Here is a 21,118-nt window from a genome sequence, read left to right on the forward strand (position 1 = left end):
CAACTAACACTCCATAATTTGGCAACACACTCACCATCAAAAATAGATTGCTATTTTTATAATCCACAAAGTAATATCTTCTTATTACAACACACTTTTTTAATAGGACGGGTGCAAACTTGATCAATTTCTTAGTATTGTTTCTATTTTATTATCCTCTGGTCATGGGAATTGTTTGGGTTACTGGGAGTTTAATTTATTACGTAAAAAAAGAGAAACAGGATATCCCCATCCAACACAAGATGGAGGACCTCCCCTTTGTTTCCCTGCTGATTCCGGCCTTCAATGAGGAACAGACAATTGAGGAGACAGTGAAATTTGCATCGGAGCTCAATTATCCAAATTATGAAGTAATTGTCATAAATGATGGCAGCAAAGACCGAACGATGGACATACTCAAGTCATTGCTGGTTTTGTATCCGAAATTGCGTGTCGTCAATGTCGTGAACAATAAAGGCAAAGCGAATGCCTTGAAGCAGGGTGTCCTCGCTTCTAGAGGCGAACTCATCGCAACAATTGACAGTGACGCCATCCTCGACAAGGACGCGTTAACCTACATTATTCCTCATTTCATTACGCCCAATAACGGGGAGAGAGTCGGAGCGGTGACAGGCAATCCAAGGATCCGTAATCGGACAAGCCTGTTGGCGAAAATCCAGCTGGTAGAATACGCGAGCATAATCGGCCTGATAAAAAGGACACAAAGAGTGCTTGGAAAAGTGATGACGGTCTCCGGAGTGTTTGTTGTTTTTCGTAAAAAAGCCCTGCTGGACGCGGGGATGTGGGATACCGACCTGATCACCGACGATATCGGAATCACTTGGAAGCTGCAAAGAAGGTTCTGGGATGTCCGCTATGAACCGAAGGCGCTTTGCTGGATGCTCGTTCCGGAAACTTTGAGGGGAATCTGGAAGCAGCGATTGCGCTGGACACAGGGCGGCATCGAAGTCATCCTGCGCCACATGGATATCTTTCTAGACTGGCGCCAGCGCAGATTATACCCGGTCTATATCGAACAGGTGCTAAGCGTCGTCTGGTCGATCACCTGGTTTATCTCTCTGCTGATTATGCTGTACAACTATATTTTCCATCAGGAATTCATCCTGCCGACACTGTGGATTGGAAACTATCTATCGATTATCTGTCTGCTGCAATTCCTGGTCGCCCTTTATATTGAGAGGAGATATGAAAAAGGAATCCTGAAATACATGCTATGGGGAATCTGGTACCCAATCCTTTACTGGCATATCAATGCCCTGCTTGTCATCAGGGCGCTCCCTAAAGGGTTAAAGATCCTCAGGAAAAATAAAAACCAATTCGCAACCTGGGAGAGTCCCGATCGTGGGCTCCACCTATAAGGAGAAACCATGATCATCATCAGCAAACAGTCAAAGCCGCGAAAAATCATCGACCTGCTTCTCACCTTTTTCGGCTGGCTCTTTCTCATCGTGTTCTTGTATAACTTCAGCTCTCATTTTGAACGAAACCTTGATTTCACCTTTCTTGAATTGAACTTGGCCAATGCAAACTCCATCCTGCTCATCACGATCGGTGTGGTCATCACAAGTGCTGCTGCCCTGAGCTGGTGGAGTTCCTATAACAAGCGAAAATTTGGCCATCTGAAAAGAAGGACATTTCCGCCTCAGACAAATCCAAAAGAAATTGCACAGTACTTTCAGCTGAAAGAGGATGAACTTAAGAGAATCCAAAATGAAAAATATATTGAACAAAGTAACTCTGAGGCATCTTCACTTTAAGGAGATGCCTTTCATCTTTCCTCTCATTTAACTACTGAATTTGTCGAACGGTTAATCGCTCTTTCTTACAGATAATTACAAACTCCACACCCATCCGTCTCTAGAATGGTAAAAAAGAGATTCTACTAGAGGGGGCATAAAATGAAATATTGGTTGATAGGAGTTTTATTTTTAATGACCGTGGGAATTCTGGTCGTTGGAAAGCTCGAATGGGATGAGAAAATAAGTGGAATTGAGTTAGAGGCTAAGAGAGTTTCAGCCGTAGCAGAGGCAAAAAGTAAGTCTGCCACAAGCCTTCCATCTCCATCAAAAATAAAGCCAGTTAAGCTAGCAATCCTTGGTTCAGCCTCTACACCAGAAGACCAAGGTGCCTGGCCAGCCTTATTGGCTCAAAAATTAAAAAACAAAGCTGGTGCATCGCTCATTGAAGTAGCAGTAAAAGAAATCAAGGATAAAACATCAGACGAAGTAGTGAAGAACAAATTATATAAAGACTTAATAGATTCAAAACCTGATATCTTACTGATTGAACCCTTCCTTCTATACGATAACAGCAAAATAAAAATGGACAGACGCCTGGAAAACCTTTCACATATCATTAGAGATTTCAAAAAAGCCAACAGCAAAATTGAAGTGATCATCCAGCCTTCCAACCCGATATACGGAACTCGTTACTATCAAAAGGAAGAAGCCGAATTGCAAAAGTATGCAAAAAATGAAGGGTATACCTACATAGACCACTGGGAAGCATGGCCTTCAGCAGACTCAAAAAAGTTACAATCTTACCTAACAAATAATTATACCCCTAATCAAAAGGGAAACGAGCTATGGGCAGAGTATTTAGCAGAACACCTTTTAACAGAGAGCTAATATTTATCTAATTTGTTCAATTCTTAGGCTTATGTCATCGTTTCAGGTGATATAAGCCTTTTTTCATTTTTGTCGAAAAATATTTAGTAGACTGCAGCTTTATTGGTGTTCCATTTTATTCCACTATCAACAATAATAGAAAGTGATTAAACTATTTTTATATTCTATTTGAAATGTAGGAGGAAGCATCACTTTGAAAAGAGTCTTATCTATCATGCTGGCTATCGCATTGTCACTGGGTACCTTGCCATTCGCTGCTTTTGCAGCTGTCGATCCAAAAAGTTCAGAGTTCCAAAACTATCTTAATGAAATTGGGATGACAGAGTCACAGTTTACCGATTACCTAAACAATTTCCACCAAGGTTCAGCAATTAAAGATTTCGATACACTTGAAGATTTAAAGACTTACTTAGGGCCATTAGTAGATGAAAAAAATCTGCAAGAGTTGCTCGATGAAATGGAAATTACCAAAAAAGAATTAGACGCACTGCTTGTGGAAAATGGAAAGACTTTAGAGCAGTATATATTTATCGGTGACCTTTACTATGATGTCACAAACTGGCTTTTCCCTGATGAACAGACACCGATTACCGACGATAACCTTCAGACCCTCCTTGAAGAATTTGAATTCAGCTCAGTCGAAGAGCTTGAAGCATTCTTAAATGAGTATGATGATTCCCTTGAAAATTATGAATACATCGAAGACCTTGAGTCGGCAATTGCAATGTACTACCTTTCTGATTCTGAGGATCAGCTTCTAGCAGTAATGAATTCCATCGGATTAACGGAGAAAGAAGCCGAAAAATTAACCAACTACTTCATCTCCTTAATGGAAGATCCAAATTTCAATGAAGAACAATTTATGGCATCTTTGGAAGACATCAGCAACCGCTTGTTGGCGTTCCCAGAGTTTGAAAGTGCTTCAGAGTTAACCGCTGAGCAAATCTCTGAGTTCATAGATATTTGGGATGATTTACTGGATCTCCTGAATATAAAGGTTGAATATTACCTGACAAAAGACGGGAAAACCTCCCCTATCTCCTTTGCAAGCTTGATAAAGATGGATGAAATCAAGGGTGCTGATCTGTTAATAAAAATTTATTCTAAGTCGGGCGAGTTTTTAGCTGACATGATTATAACGAAAGAGATGTTTGGCTCAGACTTTATCGAAGAAACAGGCAAAGACCTCAAGGATACAAAAGAGGCTGTTAAAGAGGTAAAGAAAGCAATTGATAAGGTACCTGCGAAGGTGCCAGTCAAAACTGTGAATGGCGGAAAACTGCCAAACACGGCTTCTGACTACCTCCAAAATTCACTGGCTGGCCTTGGTGTAATTTTGCTCGGAGCAATCGTATTCAGGAAAGTGAAGACGTACCGTGTCTAATGTAAGGAAAAGACAGAGAAAGAGAAGAACCAATCGTTTGGTTCTTCTTTCCTTATCTGTTGTCATCATCGTTAGTGGCGTTTGGTTCAGCGGAACGAATGCCTACAAGTTTATGAAAGGCTACCTTCTGTTTAAAACAGGAGAAATTAGTAGCGCCACGGCTTCAACAACTAGCCCTCCTTTGAAGGAAGCGAAGAAGAAAAAAGCCGATTTATATCCTGAACGACCTAAAATAGGCGAAATGATGGGAAGCCTCTCGATTCCGAAGATAGACGCTAATTTGCCAATCTATCATGGAACGGATGAGGACGAGCTGGAAAAAGGAGTAGGACATTTTGCAGGCAGCGTGCTTCCTGGCGAAAGAGACAATTCCGTTCTCTCCGGGCATCGAGACACTGTCTTCCGAAAACTCGGTGATGTAGGAAAAGGCGATTTACTTGAAGTCACGACAGAGGCTGGGACATTTATCTATAAGGTGCGTAAAGTACGGATTGTGGATGCGGACGACAGGACGGTCATCGTCCCGACACCAAGACCCACCCTCACTGTCAGTACATGTTACCCCTTTAATTACATTGGAGATGCCCCAGAACGTTATATTCTTATTGCCGATTTAATAGAGAGTAAACAGTAATCCGCTGCTGACAATTCCATTATCTTCATTACGAGAGTAAGTCATCGGGGCTTACTCTTTTTCCTAGTAAGTTAGGATTGTAATATCAGTAAGATACCTGTAGACCTTCACTACCTAGTGGTTTCGAAAGCGCTTGCTCTTGGGGCGCATTATTTTCAATCTAACTATAGTTAAAGAAGAACCTAGAACTTTATTCCTGATTTAGTATTTTAACTCTATGACTTTAGACTATAGTTCCCTGAATAGAGAGAATTTTACAGAAAAATACGTCGAAAATGGTTGAATTTTCTAAGTATGAGGGTCTATTATAATAAGGTGGTTAAAATTTATATTCGATAATAAAAAGATGGGAAGTATATTATGGTATTTGACGGAATTATCATATCGTTTGTCATTGCCTTGTTCCGCAAGGGGAATTTAAGAGGATTGTCAGACCTTAAATTGAAGGCTGGATGGATTTTCCCTTTACTCTTAATAATTCAGTTTGTAGTTTACTATTTTCAAAATGACTTTCAATTTTTAGCACGCTTTAGCGGAGCCATCTTCATGGCTGTCTACATACTAGGTATGTTTTTCTTGTTTCTTAATAGGCAATATAAGGGCTTTAATATTATTTTAATAGGAGTATTCCTAAACTTTCTGGTAATGATGCTTAATGGCGGAAGAATGCCTGTATCCGCCGAAGCGGCTGCAATACTTGACCAGAATTTTATACAGGCTCTCAAGGATGGCTTATATGCAAAACACGCTCTTCTTGACTCATCCACTCACCTGGGGATGCTGGGGGATATCATCCCATTGACAGACCCTTATCCACGTACACAAGTCATTTCGATTGGCGATGTTGTCATGAATATCGGAATCTTCCTCTTTATTCAGTGTTTGATGGTAGAAATGCCTAAAAATAAAGAGGTTCAAGATATCAATATGTCGGCAGAGGGAGGTGGATTGTGATGAAAAAAGAAAGACAAGGTATTAAGGTTACTGCTGTTATATATAATGCAATTATTATTGCATCAGTCATTGTCGCACTAACATCAGGATTTAAAGTAGTTTAAAATTTTCAAGGGAGAAGTTAGTAACTAACTTCTCCTTACCCTTTTATTGAGAGTGATGATTATGAAGCTTTTTAAGACTCCATTTAACATGTATATATTTATACTATCATTCACCGGTGTTCTCACCACTGTTTATTTTATGGACCAGCTCACTTACTCAACTAGTGAGTGGGTAAGAATTTTATCACTAACAGGGTCAATATTACTATTGAGTCACTACCATATCCTTTTACCTCCAAAAGGGAATTCACTTTCAATGGATTCCTCTATTTATCTAGCGAGTCTCTTTTTATTTGGTTTGGACTTTACTCTATTTATATTAGTTCTGTCTGCATCCATCTTTGCTCTCTCTCAAAGGAAAGTTGTCTGGTGGAAGCATCTGTTTAATTTCTCCATTTATTCCCTTATGTTGGTTAGTGCTAATTATATTTTTATTTTTACTGGAGGTACTATAGGAAATGTCCATCTCACAAACTTAGTACCTTACATTTCTTCATTAAGTATATACTTCCTAGCTAATGTTATATTAATTGGAATATACTTTTTATTAATGGCTACAGAAAGTCTTACAAGTGTCTTGCATGGAATTATAAAAGAAACAATTGCAACGTATGTCAGTACACTTCTATTATCTTTAGTTCTAGTAATTTTGATTAGCTCACAAAAGAACTTCGGTCTGTTCCTGTTCATTACCATTTCATTCTTATTATCACAAGCCTTCAAACAGCATTTTGAGCTATATAAAGAGATGTCTGAAAAGGCCAACAAAGATTACCTAACAGGATTGAATAATCACGGCTATTTCAAAGAGCTTTTTGAAAAAGAAATCTCGATCGCCAGGGAATCCGGACAGCCATTGAGCATAGCCCTGCTGGATCTGGACGATTTTAAAAAATACAATGATTTATATGGACATATTCAGGGAGACCAGCTTCTCAGGGACTTTGGACTGGTTTTATTAAATGAATCCGGAGTGAAGGATTATACTGTCGCCAGATATGGCGGGGAGGAATTTTCAATCCTGATGCCAAATACAGATGAGACTGAGGCCTATCAATTTTTAAACGATGTAAGGAAAAAAGTGAATGACACATATATCAAAGGTGTAGAAGCCCTTCCTTATGGCTGCTTATCTTTTTCAGCGGGTGTAGCCCAGTGGCAAAATGACACTTATAACATCTCAGAACTCTTGAACAAAGCGGACGAGGCAATGTATTTCGCAAAGGCTCAAGGGAAAAACCTTGTACAAATCTATCAAACTCAATTAAAGAGCCTTGATGATTCTCAATCTTTTGAAAAACAGCTTGAAGAAGCGGAACAGCAATTGAAAATCTTCCTTTCCAAGGATATTTATACGTACAGGCATAGCAAGCGGGTTTTCCAATATGCAGTTGACTTTGCCAGAAAGCTTGAGCTTGCTGACCATGAACGGAAATTGTTCACCCTTGGAGCCCTTGTGCATGATATCGGAAAACTTGAAATTCCACGTGATGTCATCAACAAGAAGGGCAAGCTGGATCCACATGAATGGGAAATGGTTAAGAAGCATGTCATATGGGGCAAGGAGATCATTTCTACGAATAAGGAACTTGAGGAACTTATTCCCCTTGTGGAACTACATCATGAACGCTATGATGGCAAAGGCTACCCTTATGGTCTCCAGGGAGAGAACATCCCTAAACTGGCCCGACTCCTATGCATTGTTGATTCTTTTGATGCCATGACAACAGAGAGGCCCTACCAGAAAACAAAGTCATTTGAGGAAGCAATCCAGGAACTGCGGGTTTGTGCAGGCAACCAGTTTGATGCAATGTATGTGGAACCGTTCATCGAAATGATCGAGGAGCGATATTTTTTAAAAATAGATAAAGAACTGGCCGCGCAGCAAAACTAGCCAGACTGTTAAAAAGCGGAGGAATGGATCCTCCGCTTTTTTTGTGATAGATTTATGATTCCCTTTTAGAAGCCAATCAATGCAGCAAGGCCTCTGATACGTTCCTGAACAGACACATCCATTCTTAAAAATGGTCTCTCATTTATATAGAGCAAACCTAATAAAAGCATCATAAGCAATATCGGATATACACGGAATATATTTGAAAGAACCCTTTGTTTATTAATAATAAGAAAAGATATCCCCAGTATAATGCCAACACCTATACTAACACCTGCGATATTAGCCATCGCGTCCAAAAATTCCGCACTTCTGCCAGGATCCCAGTATTGTCGATACTCCTCAATAATCCCAATCGTCACTAGTGTAAACCACACAACTTTCAGGTGGCCCTTAACATCTTGAGGACCGGTGAATATCAGAATGAGTACTCCTATTGATATCGAAACCCCTGTAAAAGCAATAAAATGCATGAGCTTGTCCAAACCAAATATAAGTTTAAAATCCAGCAAGTTGATCACCCTTTATACCTTCAGCCTAGCCAAAGCAAAGAGGTGATATACTGTGGTCGTATTTGATAACAAAAAAGAAGCAGGAATATTCCCCTGCTTTCCATTCGAGCCTAAAACCTAAATTCAACCAACTCTTCCCTCTTCTGATCTAACACACGTACTGTTTCGGTGTATTCTTCCTGGGCTCTCTCCAGTTTCGCTTTTCTCTCTCCAATCATCCGCTTTACCTCTTTCGGGCTTGGTCCGCCCTGCAAGTCGCGGATTTCTATGAAGTATTCTGGCGAGATGATTTTCTGCCATTCTTCTTCTGTCAGTGACACGTCGACGAATTGCTGAATCACCGCGTTAATTGCTTCGACGTTCCATTCGTATAGTTCTTTACTTTCCTTAATTGTCTCTTTGGAAATGAAGCTGGCAATCGAGTGGGCTTTCCTGAATGGGACTCCGTATTCGCGGGCTAGTGTGTCAGCGAGTTCAGTAATTGTGATACTCGACTTTTTCGCCATTTCCTTCGTGTGCTCTCCGTTCACCTTCAATGTCGCAATCACCGCGTACATCAGCTTCCACACGCGGTTGGCGTTATTGAAAGCGCGGTACAGATGCGGCTGCAGGTCGTCTTCTGTATCGACGATATCGCCGAACGGTGTATTGTGGACCATATTGAAAGCGGCGAGCGCGTCGCCATATGCACTGCTGGCAATCGAGCGTGAATGTTCAATCGACACCGGGTTGCGCTTTTGCGGCATGATGCTGCTGCATTGAACATAAGGATCGGCGACGTAAAAAGAACCGAATTCCCTGGTGACATGCTGAAGGAAGTCCTGGATCCAGCGGCCGGTGTTGACCATGCTCGTCATCAACGCGGACGCCGTCTCCAGCAAGTAATCCCCTCCGCCAATCGAGTCATAGGAGTTCTCGACAATCCGGTCAAACCCAAGCAATTCCCGAGTACGTTCCCGGCTGATCGGAAATCCTGTTGTAGTCAGAGCAGCCGCTCCAAGCGAGGACTGGTTGACCGTCCGGTAAGCTGCCCACAGCCTCTGAATATCACGTCCCAAAACATCATAGATGGCCAGGAAATAATGCCCCAACGTCGTCGGCTGGGCCGGCTGCGTATGGGTATAACCGGTAATGATCGTGTCCGTATGGCTCTCAGCCTGCTCGAGCAACGCATCACTCAATTGATAGGCAGTTCCAAGCAGGTTGACGAGATGCTCCCTGAGCACCAGGCGGTACATCGCGACCCCCATATCATTGCGGCTGCGGCCGATATGGATTTTGCCGGCAAGCTCGGCGCCGATTTCCTCGCCGATCTTCGCTTCCATCATGAAAAATAAATCCTCGAACTGCGGCTCATAACTCAGCTGCCCGACATCCGTCACGGCAACCTTGTTAATTCCCTCAAGCATCACTTTCGCTTCATCTTTTTCGATAATCCCCTGTTCAGCAAGCATAATCACATGCGCCCGGTGGATATCAAACATGACATGGAACAAGTAATCCCGCTGGTCGTTGAAGACCGGCTTCAGCAGCGCCTCAACATACGTCTTCCCGGGAAAAGCCGCCCCTTCATTCTTGATAAACTCTTCTAGCTTGTTCATATTTTCATCTCCGATTCTATGATTATGCTATTATTCCAGCCTTAAGATAACGACTGTTCGGCCTTGACTCCGAAGAACTTGTTCGAAATAAGCAGGACGACAGCGATCAAGACAATCTGGATCATCCCATATGCAGCAGCCTGGCCCATATTGAACATCCGCAGCTGGTTCATGATCTCAATCGAAATCGGCCTGTTCGAAATCGTATACAGTAAAACCGATGTCGGGAACTCCCCGACTGATTCAACAAACGCCAGCAAAGTCCCAGACAGCACTCCCGGCATGATGATTGGCAAAATAACCTTCCGGAATGTGTAGAACCATTTTGCTCCAAGGCTCCTTGAAGCTTCCTCGATCGAATCATCCAGCTGCTCCAACACAGCATTCGTCGACCGGACGACAAGCGGGATATGCCTGATAAAATAGGCGAGCGGCAAGATCCAGAACGTGCCGACAAGGATATTCCCGAACGAGAAGATGTTCGGTTCGTTAAAAGCGATGATCAAGTTCATCCCGATGACCGTCGCCGGCAATGCCCACGGAATCATCACGAGGATATCAACAAAGCTTTTGCCGACAAACTTCCGCTTAACCAGCACATACGATGCGAGCACACCGAACACAAGGTTCCCCGCCGTCGCGATCACTGACAACAGCAAGCTGTTTTTCAAAGGCTTGAAGATATTCGGATCCTCCAGCAGCAATCGATAGTTTTCAAAGTTAAACACCGAAGGATACGTCTGCCATGTCCAAGTCCCATCCGGAACGAGCGACAGCAGCAAAATCGTGAAGTGCGGCAGCAGCAGGATGAAGACACCGATCACGCCAATGAACACCATCGTCCACTTCAGCACCGGATTGTTCACTTCACTGCGGTGCGCACCAATTCCTTTCGACGCCATCCGGTAGTCCTTTCGGTTCTGATACCAGCGCATGAATAATAAGAAGGAAATCGACACAATCGACAGGATGACAGATTGAGTCGCAGCAACCTCCATGTCTCCATTTATCTTGGAAAAATAAATCTGCAGACTCAGCACCCGGAATCCGCCCGCCAACAAGAACGGTGCACTGAAGGAGGCCATCGAAATCATGAACACCAGCAGCGAAGCGGCAACGATGGCCGGCGTCAACAATGGGAACGTCACCTTCCAGAACACCTGGAAACGGCTCGCGCCAAGATTGTATGCCGACTCTTCCAGCGACGGGTCAATTTTATGGATAGCTGATGACACCGTCATGTAAAAATAAACATACATCGTATAAGCATGGACAATCAGGATACCTGAGATCCCTCCAATTTTAAAAGGAACCTCATCCAGACCGAACAAATCCTTGATCGCATTCGGCACAAGCCCCGTCTCTCCATAAAGGAACATGAATGCCATAACTCCTACCAATGACGGCAGGACGATTGGCATGATCGCAGCCGTTGCGAAAAATCCCCTGCCAGGGAAGTCATACCGGTTAAAAATAAACGCAAGGGGAATTCCGATTACCGCACTCACCAAAACACTGAGCACGGAAATGTAGACAGAATTCCATAAAGCTTCCAGATTCGTCTTTGATTCCTGTGTGAAAAAGTCCTCATAATTGCCAAAAGTAAATCCGCCCTCTTTTTGCAGACTTTCAAGAATCGTCCTTAACGAGGGATACAGGACATATGCAATCAAGACGAGCAGCACCGGAAGCAGCAAATATAATGTCAGCCGGTTATCGCGATTTTTCATCATGATACATCACCGCTCAACATTGGGATCAGCCTGATTTGATCGGCAGGAAGCTCAACCCAGACATTCGCTCCCGGCGTCAGGTTTGCCGAGACATGATTCAGCACATTCACCTCAAGCAGCAAGTCATTGACCCTTACCGCCAGATTGATGATCGTCCCGAAGAACTGCACTGTCTCAACTTTCCCTTTAAAAACATTATGCCTATCAACCTTTTCATCATGAATCTTTACGGACTCAGGGCGAACCGAAAGGGACAATTCACGATTCTCATATTCCCTGTTAAAATGAAAAGGCGTATTATGTACAACAAATTGATTTTCACCAGCCGATACCGTGACAAGAGCGTCGTCAACCTGCTCCACTTTTACCGGAAGAAGATTGATCTCCCCTATGAAACTGGCAACAAAGTCATTGGCCGGTTCATTATAAATCTGCGAAGGCGTTCCCACCTGGTGGCACACCCCGAAGTTGAAGACAGCGATCCTGTCACTCATCGACAGTGCTTCAGCCTGGTCATGGGTAACATAAATCGTCGTGATCTTGTATTCCTTTTGCAGCCTGAGGATTTCCGCCCGCATCTCATCCCGCAGCTTCGCATCCAGGTTGCTTAACGGCTCATCCAGCAACAAAATTTCAGGTTCGATCACCAATGCCCTCGCTAGCGCTACACGCTGCTGCTGACCTCCACTCAATTGACTCACCTGACGATCGGCGTATTGCTCGAGCCTGACCTTGCGAAGCACATCGTGCACCCTGGTTTTCACTTCGCTGGAGGCCATCTTCCTTACCTTCAATCCAAACGCGACATTTTCAAAGACCGTCATATGAGGAAAAAGGGCATAGTTTTGGAAAACCATGCCCGTATTTCTTTTTTCAGGAGGTACACGCGTCATATCTTTTTCGCCAAATCGCACTACACCCTTGGTAGGATAATAGAATCCGGCAATCATCCGCAGCGTCGTCGTCTTGCCGCAGCCGCTTGGCCCAAGGAAGGTGAAGAATTCTCCATCATTGATTTCCAGATTCAAATGATCGACTGCCACTACCTTTCCGAAGGCTTTTTGGACATTTTCTATTTTTATCGACGCCATACCGTACACATCCTATTCTTTGATTTCTTTATCTCCGCTCTTAATGTTTTCATCCCAATACTTCATCCATGCATCACTATTGTCCTGGAAGACCTTCCAGTCGATATCCATCGCCTTAATTTCAGTATCCGTGATCCACTTCGGCAGATCCTTCACATCATCACGAGTAGGGATTCGGTAGTATTTTTCTGCTAGTAGCTTTGCTGCTTCAGGGGTGTTGACGAATTCATAGAATGCTTCTGCTGCTTTCTGGTGCGGCGCATCCTTCACGACCGCGATTCCTTCAGTCAAAACCGGTGTTCCGCTTTCAGGAACGATGAATTCAAACGGATAGTTCTTGTTTTCCTTCAGCATGACAACATCAGGCATTGCCCAGACGGAAACGGAGCCTTCTCCCTTGGCAACCTTGTTGTACATCATTTCCGGGTTAGCAGAGTATTCTTTTGTATTCGCATCAAGCTTTTCAAGCCACTCGTAACCCTTTGCTGTGTCCTGGGAATCCTTGAAATCACGATAAATCATCGCGGAGAAGATCGTTCTCATCGTACCGGAAGCAAGCGGATAACGGATGATGATCTCATCCTTCCATTTCGGGTCAAGCAGGTCATCCCAATCCTTCGGCGCTTCATCCTTTGTCAGCTCTTTGCTGTTGTACATGATCACCTCAGGTGTCTGGCTTGTTCCTGACCAGTTCCATTCTGCTTCGCGGAAGTTATCAGCCAGTGCCCCGGAGTAGGATGGTTCGTATGGCTGTAAAAGTCCTTCGTCCTTAGCCTGGTCGAACATAACAGATGGAGCTCCCCACCAGACGTCTGCCTGAGGGTTGTTCTTTTCAGAACGGACGCGGTCAAGGACTTCCTGCGAACCCATGTCCAGCCATTCGACATCGACGTCATACTTAGCTTCGAACTGCTTCTCGAATTCTGATAAAATATCTTTTCCGTGCGGAGAATAAATGACTACTTTATCCTCAAGCTTGTCACCAGAACCGCTGTCTCCTGATGGTTTGCTAGATCCCTCTTCAGAGCTGCATGCCGCTAAAAATAATGATGCAGACAAAGTCAAAGCCGTGATAATCGAAACCTTTTTCTTGTGTTTCACAAAAAATTCCCCCTCATTAATTGTATTTAATCAAACTTTCATGCTCCCTCATGAACAGTGACACGGCACCAAGAACCCCGGCATTGTCACCCAATTGGGACGTCTTCAGCTGGACTGAACTAGGAAGGTATTGATTCACAATCTCCTGCAGCTTCGGCAGAATGAATTCGGATGATTTAAGAACACCACCTCCTAAAATGACAATCTCTGGATTTAGCAAACTGGCAGCATTCACAATCCCATATGCCAGATGCTCAATGGCTTCATCAATGACTTTAAGCGCAATCTGATCACCACTTTTCGCCAGCTTGAACGCCACCTCCCCCGAAAGCTCAGATGCAAGTGCCTGTAGGTGCAAAGGATGCTCCGGCTCCTTCTGGATGCACCTAGTCAGCCTGTCTCCTATCGATTTTCCGCCAGCCACGCTTTCAAGATAGCCATAGCGGTGAAAAATCGGCTTGAATTCATTTTTCATATCATTCTTGTCTGTCACCATATAGCCAATTTCACCAGCCGCGCTGGATGAGCCGCGGTATAACTGATTGTTGATGATAATTCCGCTGCCGATTCCCGTGCCGACTGCGATGAACAGCACACTCTGCTTATCGCGCGCGTTTCCAAGCCACTGCTCGCCAAGCGCTGCCACATTCACATCATTATCCACATGCACCGGGTACGGAATATGACGCTTCGCTTCCGTTAAAAAAGGATACCGGACCCAATTCAGACTCGGGGCCTCCACGACAATCCCGGTTGTCGTCTCGGTGATTCCCGGGACACCTGCGCCCATTCCAAGGATCTTCTCTTCTTCGATCCTTTCCTTGTTCACCATAAACTCTATTTCTCTGGCAATCTGCTTCAGCAGCCCTGAGTCAAGATACTGGCAAGTATTAAAACTGCTGCTCGCGACGATGTTCCCATTCAAATCGCAAATAACCGTCTTCACTTTCGTCCCGCCAATATCCGTTCCGATTATGTATGCTGCCTTTTCATTGAAGTACAGCTGGATTGGCCTTCTGCCTCCCTGTGACGTCGACTCACCAATCCCCTTCTCAAAAATCCACTTTTCCTGCATCAATTCATCGACCAATAATGATACTGTTGGCTTGCTGATATTGATTTTTGCGGCAATTTCCGCCCTGGAGATCGGTGAATTTTCCTGAATGCACTGAAGCACCCTTTTCTTGTTGAGTGATTTCAGCTGTACCGGTGTTCCACTTAGATTCATAACATCACGGCCTTAAAATTCTTTTTGGTTAGTAAGATTTACTAATTAACTAAAAATATACAGCACTTTGAAATCGTTTACAACCACAAAGTTCTGAAAATTTAAAATCGTGTCTATGATATATATATTTTTTCTTATTAAAAGATATTCTTGATATTCAGCTTCCTTTTTTTATAAAATATCCAATTGGTTCCATTTACCTACCAGTAAAATGGATATAAATAACCATTTTTAATATTCTAATAATTAATCATTTTACAATATTATCTAACTATGATTATCTTGAATTAGGAGTTATATCTGTTGTTAGTTAGGCAGATTAACTAACCTACAATTACATACAAAGGAAGGAGTGTTCAATATTTCTCAGCAAAACGCAAAAATGAAAGGGGTTACAAAAATGAGGAAGTACTTTATTGGTTTACTCTCTTTATTGCTAGTCGTTTCCATGCTGCCATTTAGCAGTTCAGCTGCCCAGACCCAGGAGCCTGACGTTGATCTCTGGAATGCAGTGAAACCTCTCGACACGACCGTGACCTTCTTGAATACCGGCGCCCATCCCGATGATGAGAGAAGCGACTTTTTAGCGTATTTATCACGAGGACTCGGCGTAAAAACAGCCAGCATGATCGCCAACCGCGGTGAAGGCGGCCAGAATGAAATCGGCAACGAGCTTGGAAATGGCCTTGGCATCATCCGTTCCCGCGAAATGATTGAAGCCGCTAAAATCACTGGTGTTACCGCTTATCACTTAAGCGAAACCACAAACGATGCGATCTACGACTTCGGTTTTTCAAAAAGCCCTGATGAAACACTTGAAAAATGGGATAAGGATATTGCTTATGAACGCCTGATCCGTTTCATCCGGACATACCAGCCGGATATAGTCATGCCTTCATTCAGGAACTCCCCGACACAGCACGGCCACCACCGCGCAATGGAAATCCTGAGTGAAAAAGCATTTGAAGATGCAGCAGACCCTTCAGTTTATCCAGAACAGTTAAAAGAAGGATTATCAATATGGCAGATTAAGAAGCTCTTCCTCCCTGCTGAATCAAAAGATACAGCCACCACTTCAATTGAAATTGGAATGTACGATCCAATTTATCAGATGTCCTATCCGCAGCTGGGAGAAGCATCCCGCTATATGCATAAAAGCCAGGGAATGGGCAGTGACGTCCCTGTCGCACCACGCCAGACTCACCTGGAATTGCTCTACAGCGCTGTTGACACAAACAACAGCAATGAACTTTTTGCAGGCGTTCCCTATGACTTTGCAGCATGGGCAAAAACTCTTCCAAAGAACGAGAACTCTCTATCAGTACAGTACACCAAACTCCAGGACCAGCTTGAATCTATCATTGATTCCTATCCTGACAGAGATGCAGTATTCACACAATCACAGAAAGCTTTGAAAGATGTCCTCCGCCTGCAAACGAAGACGGAAAGCGCAAAGCTTGATGATGAACTGAAAGCTGATTTGCTTCACAAGTTAAGCCTGAAAGAAGAGCAGCTTAAAACGGCAAGCTTCGTTTCATCCAGCCTGGATGTCAAAGCCGAAGCAGAATCCACAGTCCTGACAAAAGGCCAGGATACTACGGTTACCGTAACACTAAAGAACAATGGCTCGCAGAAATTGGAGCATCTGAATGTTGAATTATTGGCACCTGAAGGCTGGACCATTACATCAAAAGCAAAGGACGCTGATTTAGCACCAGGCAAAACCGCATCCCTCACCTTCAATGTGGCTGTCCCTGAAGATGCCGAATTCTATCACGCGTACAAAGAACCAGTTTTACAGGCAAAAGTTTCTTATAAAAATAAAGGCGCTTCCGTTGAACAAGTAAAACAAATCGAAGGCACCATCGCAGTCCTGCCAGACGCTGCCGTTACCTTGAATCCAGAGGATATCATCGTCAACACGGCCAATGTCCAGGATGAAATCCCGGTTAAGGCAAAAGTGAAGAACTATTTTAACGGTGCAACCCAGGCCATTGTGTCTCTTAAAGCTCCAGAAGGCTGGGAAGTAGCACCGAAATCCGTAACCGTTGATTTCAGTGCCCAGTTCGAGGAAAAAGAAGTCGCCTTCACCCTTTCACCACCTAAAGGCATTCAATCAGGAGACTTCAAAATCGATGCTGAAGTGGCAGTGAATGGCAAGACATTCAATTCAACGATCCAGGAAATCAGCTATGACCATATCGGAACATTCTATTATCAGTACCCTGCCCAGGTGAATGGCGTAGCATTCGAACTCCTGACAAATGATAACCTGAAAGTCGGCTATATCGACAGCGGCTTCGACCTTGTTGCTGACTATTTATCAAATGCCGGCATGAATATCACAAAACTGACTGAAGCCGACCTGGCGACCGCAGACCTTAGCCAGTATGACACCATCGTAGTCGGCATCCGCGCCTACCTGTCAAGAGCAGATCTGATCGCCAACAATGCCCGCCTGCTGAAATACGTTGAAGACGGCGGACACCTTGTCGTCCAGTATCACAAGCCAAACGATGGCTGGAATAAAGACACCACAGCACCATATCCATTAACAATCGGAAATGTTTCGATTAAATGGCGCGTAACCGATGAAGATGCAAAAGTAAACGTCCTGCAGCCGGAATCACCGTTATTCAACTATCCAAACAAAATCACAGACAGCGATTGGGATAACTGGATTCAGGAAAGAGGACTCTACTACCCAATGGCCTGGGCTCCGGAGTACCAGACATTCGTCAGCATGGCTGACCCAGGAGAAGACGCCTTCGACGGCGGCATCCTGATGGCAAACTATGGCAAAGGAACCTACCTATATACAAACCTAGTATTCTACCGCCAGATTCAGGGGCAAGTGCCTGGCGGATATAGGATTTTCACGAATTTGATTAGTTACGGATCAGAAGAGTAATATTATCAGAGCAAAACACCCATCCCCCTTTTTGGTGGATGCGTGTTTTTTTTTTGCGGGAAATGGGCGGGCAAAAGGGACGGCTCTCTTGTCCCATACATCAGGACTTCCTGACTATCCCGCTAAGCTTTTCATCGTCTTACCTGCCTCTTGTGGGTTGCTGCTGCCTGTTATTGAACTTCCAACAATGGCGATATCTATTCCTTTCAGAGCTCCAATAGTCTTCTCTGAAATGCCTCCAGCAATTGCGACCTCTAGACTTTCAAGGCCCACCACTAATTCATTAAGTGATGAATCCGCCAATGCGCCTTCCTGCTGCATGTCTTTGCCAACATGAAGGCAAAACAGAGCAACACCTAGTCTGTGCAATTCCTCAACACGATCCCTTGTTTGAACACCCAGTAAATCCACCATTACCCTTTTTTCAAACTGTCGGGCAACATCCAGTGTTTCTTCGATTGTTTTATTATGTGAAAAAGCCATCACTGTAATGATATCCGCGCCTGCTTCAAAGGCCTGCTTTGCCTCGTGTCTCCCTGCATCACAAGTTTTCATGTCAGCTACTATCGTTTTATTCGGATAAGCTGCGCTAATCTCCCGAACAATTGCCATTCCATATTCTTTAAGCACACCTGTGCCAATTTCAATCCAGTCAATATAGTCTGCTGTCTCTTCTAAAATAGAAAAACACTGTTCCCTTGTTAATCTGTCTAGTGCAAGCTGAATCTTCATAGCTGCCTCCTAAAATAGCAAACATCCACAGGAACGTGTCCCGTGGATGTCACTAAATAATTAAACTCCTGAATACGCCATAAATCCGCCATCTACCGGCACAGTCACACCAGTGACAAAACCGGAGTATTCTTCATCTGTAAGCCAGAGGAGCGCACCTAGCAAGTCCTTTGGCTGGCCGAATCGCTTCATTGGCGTATGGGCGATGATTTTCTTGGAACGATCGGTATGCGTGCCGTCTTCTTTCAGTAAAAGATTACGGTTTTGTGATGTAAGGAAGAACCCTGGAGCAATCGCGTTCACGCGCATGCCTGTTTCTGCAAAATGGACCGCCATCCACATCGTGAAGTTGTTGATCGCCGATTTGGCTGCACTGTAGGCAGGCACCTTCGTCATTGGTGAATAGGCGCTCATCGAAGACACATTGATAATGACTGGCGAATCCTGCTTGAGCAGTTCCTTGCCAAACACCTGGCATGTTAAAAACGTCCCGATAAAATTCGTGTCAAACACCTTGGAGAATCCAGATGCATCCATATCGAAAAAGGATTTTTCGGTTGAGTCCTCTTCATATGTCTCCACTGCTGTAATCGCATCTGGATGATTTCCACCCGCTCCATTAATCAAAATATCGACGCCTCCAAAGGCCTCGACAACAGTAGCTTTGGCTGTTTCAAGAGAACTTTGGTCCAGTACATCTGCGGCTACAGCAATAGCTGAGCCGCCAGACGAATTGATCTCCCCTGCGATCGCTTCGCCTTTTTCCGCTGTACGGTTCAAAATCGCTACATTGACACCATGCCTTGAAAGCTCACGGGCCATTTCCGAGCAAAGCACCCCACTTCCTCCGGTGATAACCGCTGTTTTCCCCTTTAAGTTTTCATGGATTGGAAACATCGTATCCCTCCTATTTTGAAGCCTGGTATGCATCCCACAACCCAAGAAGATACATGATGCCAAGCGCTCTGTCGTATAATCCGTATCCTGGCCTGCAAACCTCTCCCCAAAGGTGACGGCCATGGTCCGGACGGACATATCCCTCGTACTGGATATCAGATAACTCTTTTACAACGCCTTTAATATTGATTGAACCATCTGTTGTTAAATGCGATGTCTCGATAAAATCGCCATTTTCGAAGATTTTCACATTACGGATGTGCGCAAATGGTGACCTATGCGCGAATTCGGCTGCAAGTGCCACCATATCATTTTTCGGGCTTGCCCCTAGGGAACCAGTACAGAAGGTAATCCCGTTTGACGGAGAATCAGAGATTGATAGTAGCTTCTCAAGGCTCTTCCTTCCAGTCATGATGCGCGGCAATCCGAAAATCGTCCACGGCGGATCATCCGGGTGGATGGCCATTTTGATTCCAGCCTCTTCTGCAACCGGGAGAATCTCATTCAGGAAGTAACCCAGGTTTTCCCACAGGTCTTCCTTTGTTACACTTTCATACGCAGCGAACAATTCCTTGATTCGAGCCATTTTTTCCGGCTCCCAGCCTGGCAGTGTTAAATCGGATGCTGAGGCAACCGTATCGATTAACTCCTGCGGATCGCGATTTTCCACTTTTGCTTTTTCGAAAAATAAAGCAGTTGATCCATCAGGCAGTTCTTTGAACATCTCTGTGCGTGTCCAGTCAAAGATCGGCATAAAATTGTAGCAAATGACCTTTACGCCAACTTCTCCCAGATTCTTGATTGTCTGCTTGTAATTCTCGATGTAGCGGTCACGGTCTTCATTCCCCAACTTGATTGCTTCATGAATGTTGACACTTTCAACGACATCGCCGTGAAAGCCAAAGGATTGAATATACTCCATTTCTGCCTTGACTTCTTCTTTTTCCCAAACCTCACCGACCGGCTTTTGGTGCAAGGCCCAGACAATACCCTTTACACCTGGAATCTGCCTTATATGATCGAGGGTCACTGTATCATTATCACGCCCATACCAGCGAAACGTAATATTCATTATGCTTTCCCTCCTGTTACTGCATTGATGTAATTGCCGCACAGCTCCCTGACTCCATCTTTGCCGGAAGCACGATAAGCTTTGTTCAAATCGCTGCCAATTCCGGCTGCGACCGCCCCTGCACTGAGCCAGTTCATGACATTGTCCAGGTTGACACCACCGGTTGGCATCACACGAACCTGAGGCAGAGGGCCATTGACCGCACCAATGAAGGATGGATCAAATCGGTTTGCAGGGAACAGCTTCACGATATCACAGCCGCTTTCTACCGCTGTCACGATTTCCGTGATGGTCATGCACCCTGGCAGATAGGCAATGGAGTAACGATTGCATAAAGTGGCGATTTCCTTATTAAAATTCGGGCTGACGACAAATTTGGCGCCACTTAAAATCGCATGGCGGGCTGTTTCAGGGTCCAGGACCGTACCTGCCCCTAAAATAGCCTCTGTTCCTGCCAGTGCTTCGAACGCCTTTTCCACACCTGGAGTCGTATAGGTAAGTTCAATTGCCCTGAAGCCGCCTTCGATTGCGGCTTCGGAAATCTGAATCGCCTCTTCAGCCGAGCTCCCGCGGACAACAGCGACGACTTTGGACTCAGCCAATTGCTTCAAAGTTTCTATTTTCAAATTCATCCAATCGCTCC

Annotated in this window: 18 protein-coding genes; 8 read left to right on the forward strand and 10 right to left on the reverse strand. The window is 44.4% G+C overall.

Annotated features, from left to right (window positions below; genetic code table 11):
• Positions 1–119: 119 nt before the first annotated feature.
• The 7 genes from pgaC (at position 120) to ACNAZ4_RS14555 (ending at position 7,597) form a co-directional block, all read left to right on the forward strand.
• Complete coding sequence (gene pgaC / locus ACNAZ4_RS14525; RefSeq protein WP_415815366.1) at positions 120–1,358, forward strand: poly-beta-1,6-N-acetyl-D-glucosamine synthase; 1,239 nt, start codon at positions 120–122, stop codon at positions 1,356–1,358.
• A 9-nt stretch (positions 1,359–1,367) separates the two neighbouring features.
• The gene (pgaD, locus tag ACNAZ4_RS14530) at positions 1,368–1,757 is read left to right on the forward strand and encodes a poly-beta-1,6-N-acetyl-D-glucosamine biosynthesis protein PgaD (RefSeq protein WP_415815368.1); all 390 of its coding nucleotides are present in this window, start codon (positions 1,368–1,370) and stop codon (positions 1,755–1,757) included.
• Between the two features lie 141 nt (positions 1,758–1,898).
• Positions 1,899–2,627, forward strand: coding sequence for an SGNH/GDSL hydrolase family protein (locus ACNAZ4_RS14535; RefSeq protein WP_415815370.1), 729 nt, complete (start codon positions 1,899–1,901; stop codon positions 2,625–2,627).
• Between the two features lie 193 nt (positions 2,628–2,820).
• The gene (locus tag ACNAZ4_RS14540) at positions 2,821–4,011 is read left to right on the forward strand and encodes a processed acidic surface protein (protein WP_415815372.1); all 1,191 of its coding nucleotides are present in this window, start codon (positions 2,821–2,823) and stop codon (positions 4,009–4,011) included.
• 37 nt (positions 4,012–4,048) lie between these two features.
• On the forward strand, positions 4,049–4,645 hold the full coding sequence (locus tag ACNAZ4_RS14545; protein ID WP_415815374.1) for a class D sortase: 597 nt from the start codon (positions 4,049–4,051) through the stop codon (positions 4,643–4,645).
• A 360-nt stretch (positions 4,646–5,005) separates the two neighbouring features.
• Positions 5,006–5,599 (forward strand): DUF5317 domain-containing protein, encoded by a 594-nt coding sequence (locus tag ACNAZ4_RS14550; protein WP_415815376.1) that lies wholly within the window; start codon positions 5,006–5,008, stop codon positions 5,597–5,599.
• Positions 5,600–6,253: 654 nt separating this feature from the next.
• Positions 6,254–7,597, forward strand: coding sequence for a bifunctional diguanylate cyclase/phosphohydrolase (locus ACNAZ4_RS14555; protein WP_415815378.1), 1,344 nt, complete (start codon positions 6,254–6,256; stop codon positions 7,595–7,597).
• A gap of 65 nt (positions 7,598–7,662) precedes the next feature.
• Here the strand turns inward: ACNAZ4_RS14555 and ACNAZ4_RS14560 are convergent, their stop codons facing one another.
• From ACNAZ4_RS14560 to ACNAZ4_RS14585, 6 genes are all read right to left on the reverse strand, one after another.
• Positions 7,663–8,118: a VanZ family protein gene (locus ACNAZ4_RS14560; protein ID WP_415815380.1), complete on the reverse strand. Its 456-nt coding sequence runs from the start codon at positions 8,116–8,118 to the stop codon at positions 7,663–7,665.
• Between the two features lie 101 nt (positions 8,119–8,219).
• Positions 8,220–9,710, reverse strand: coding sequence for an argininosuccinate lyase (gene argH / locus ACNAZ4_RS14565; RefSeq protein WP_415815382.1), 1,491 nt, complete (start codon positions 9,708–9,710; stop codon positions 8,220–8,222).
• A gap of 41 nt (positions 9,711–9,751) precedes the next feature.
• Positions 9,752–11,443 (reverse strand): ABC transporter permease, encoded by a 1,692-nt coding sequence (locus ACNAZ4_RS14570; RefSeq protein WP_415815384.1) that lies wholly within the window; start codon positions 11,441–11,443, stop codon positions 9,752–9,754.
• A complete protein-coding gene (locus ACNAZ4_RS14575) occupies positions 11,440–12,534 on the reverse strand; it encodes an ABC transporter ATP-binding protein (RefSeq protein WP_415815386.1) in 1,095 nt (364 codons plus the stop codon). Before ACNAZ4_RS14575 ends, ACNAZ4_RS14570 begins: the two co-directional genes overlap by 4 nt.
• A 12-nt stretch (positions 12,535–12,546) precedes the next feature.
• The gene (locus tag ACNAZ4_RS14580) at positions 12,547–13,635 is read right to left on the reverse strand and encodes an extracellular solute-binding protein (protein ID WP_415815388.1); all 1,089 of its coding nucleotides are present in this window, start codon (positions 13,633–13,635) and stop codon (positions 12,547–12,549) included.
• 16 nt (positions 13,636–13,651) lie between these two features.
• Positions 13,652–14,863: an ROK family transcriptional regulator gene (locus ACNAZ4_RS14585; RefSeq protein ID WP_415815390.1), complete on the reverse strand. Its 1,212-nt coding sequence runs from the start codon at positions 14,861–14,863 to the stop codon at positions 13,652–13,654.
• 400 nt (positions 14,864–15,263) lie between these two features.
• Between ACNAZ4_RS14585 and ACNAZ4_RS14590 the strand changes: the two genes are divergently transcribed.
• Positions 15,264–17,774, forward strand: a complete 2,511-nt coding sequence (locus tag ACNAZ4_RS14590; protein ID WP_415815392.1) for an NEW3 domain-containing protein — start codon at positions 15,264–15,266, stop codon at positions 17,772–17,774.
• Positions 17,775–17,888: 114 nt separating this feature from the next.
• On the opposite strand, the gene hxlA is transcribed toward ACNAZ4_RS14590, so the two are convergent.
• From hxlA to ACNAZ4_RS14610, 4 genes are read right to left on the reverse strand one after another with little or no spacing between them, the layout of a single operon-like run.
• Positions 17,889–18,506: a 3-hexulose-6-phosphate synthase gene (gene hxlA, locus ACNAZ4_RS14595; protein ID WP_415815394.1), complete on the reverse strand. Its 618-nt coding sequence runs from the start codon at positions 18,504–18,506 to the stop codon at positions 17,889–17,891.
• 60 nt (positions 18,507–18,566) lie between these two features.
• Positions 18,567–19,403 carry an SDR family oxidoreductase gene (locus tag ACNAZ4_RS14600; RefSeq protein ID WP_415815396.1) on the reverse strand — a complete coding sequence of 279 codons (837 nt, stop codon included), beginning with the start codon at positions 19,401–19,403 and terminating at the stop codon, positions 18,567–18,569.
• A gap of 10 nt (positions 19,404–19,413) precedes the next feature.
• Complete coding sequence (gene uxuA / locus ACNAZ4_RS14605) at positions 19,414–20,475, reverse strand: mannonate dehydratase (RefSeq protein ID WP_415815398.1); 1,062 nt, start codon at positions 20,473–20,475, stop codon at positions 19,414–19,416.
• A complete protein-coding gene (locus tag ACNAZ4_RS14610) occupies positions 20,475–21,107 on the reverse strand; it encodes a bifunctional 2-keto-4-hydroxyglutarate aldolase/2-keto-3-deoxy-6-phosphogluconate aldolase (protein WP_415815400.1) in 633 nt (210 codons plus the stop codon). Before ACNAZ4_RS14610 ends, uxuA begins: the two co-directional genes overlap by 1 nt.
• Positions 21,108–21,118: the final 11 nt, after the last annotated feature.

Source organism: Mesobacillus thioparans, from assembly GCF_965138835.1.
Classification (GTDB): Bacteria; Bacillota; Bacilli; order Bacillales; family Cytobacillaceae; genus Mesobacillus; species Mesobacillus thioparans.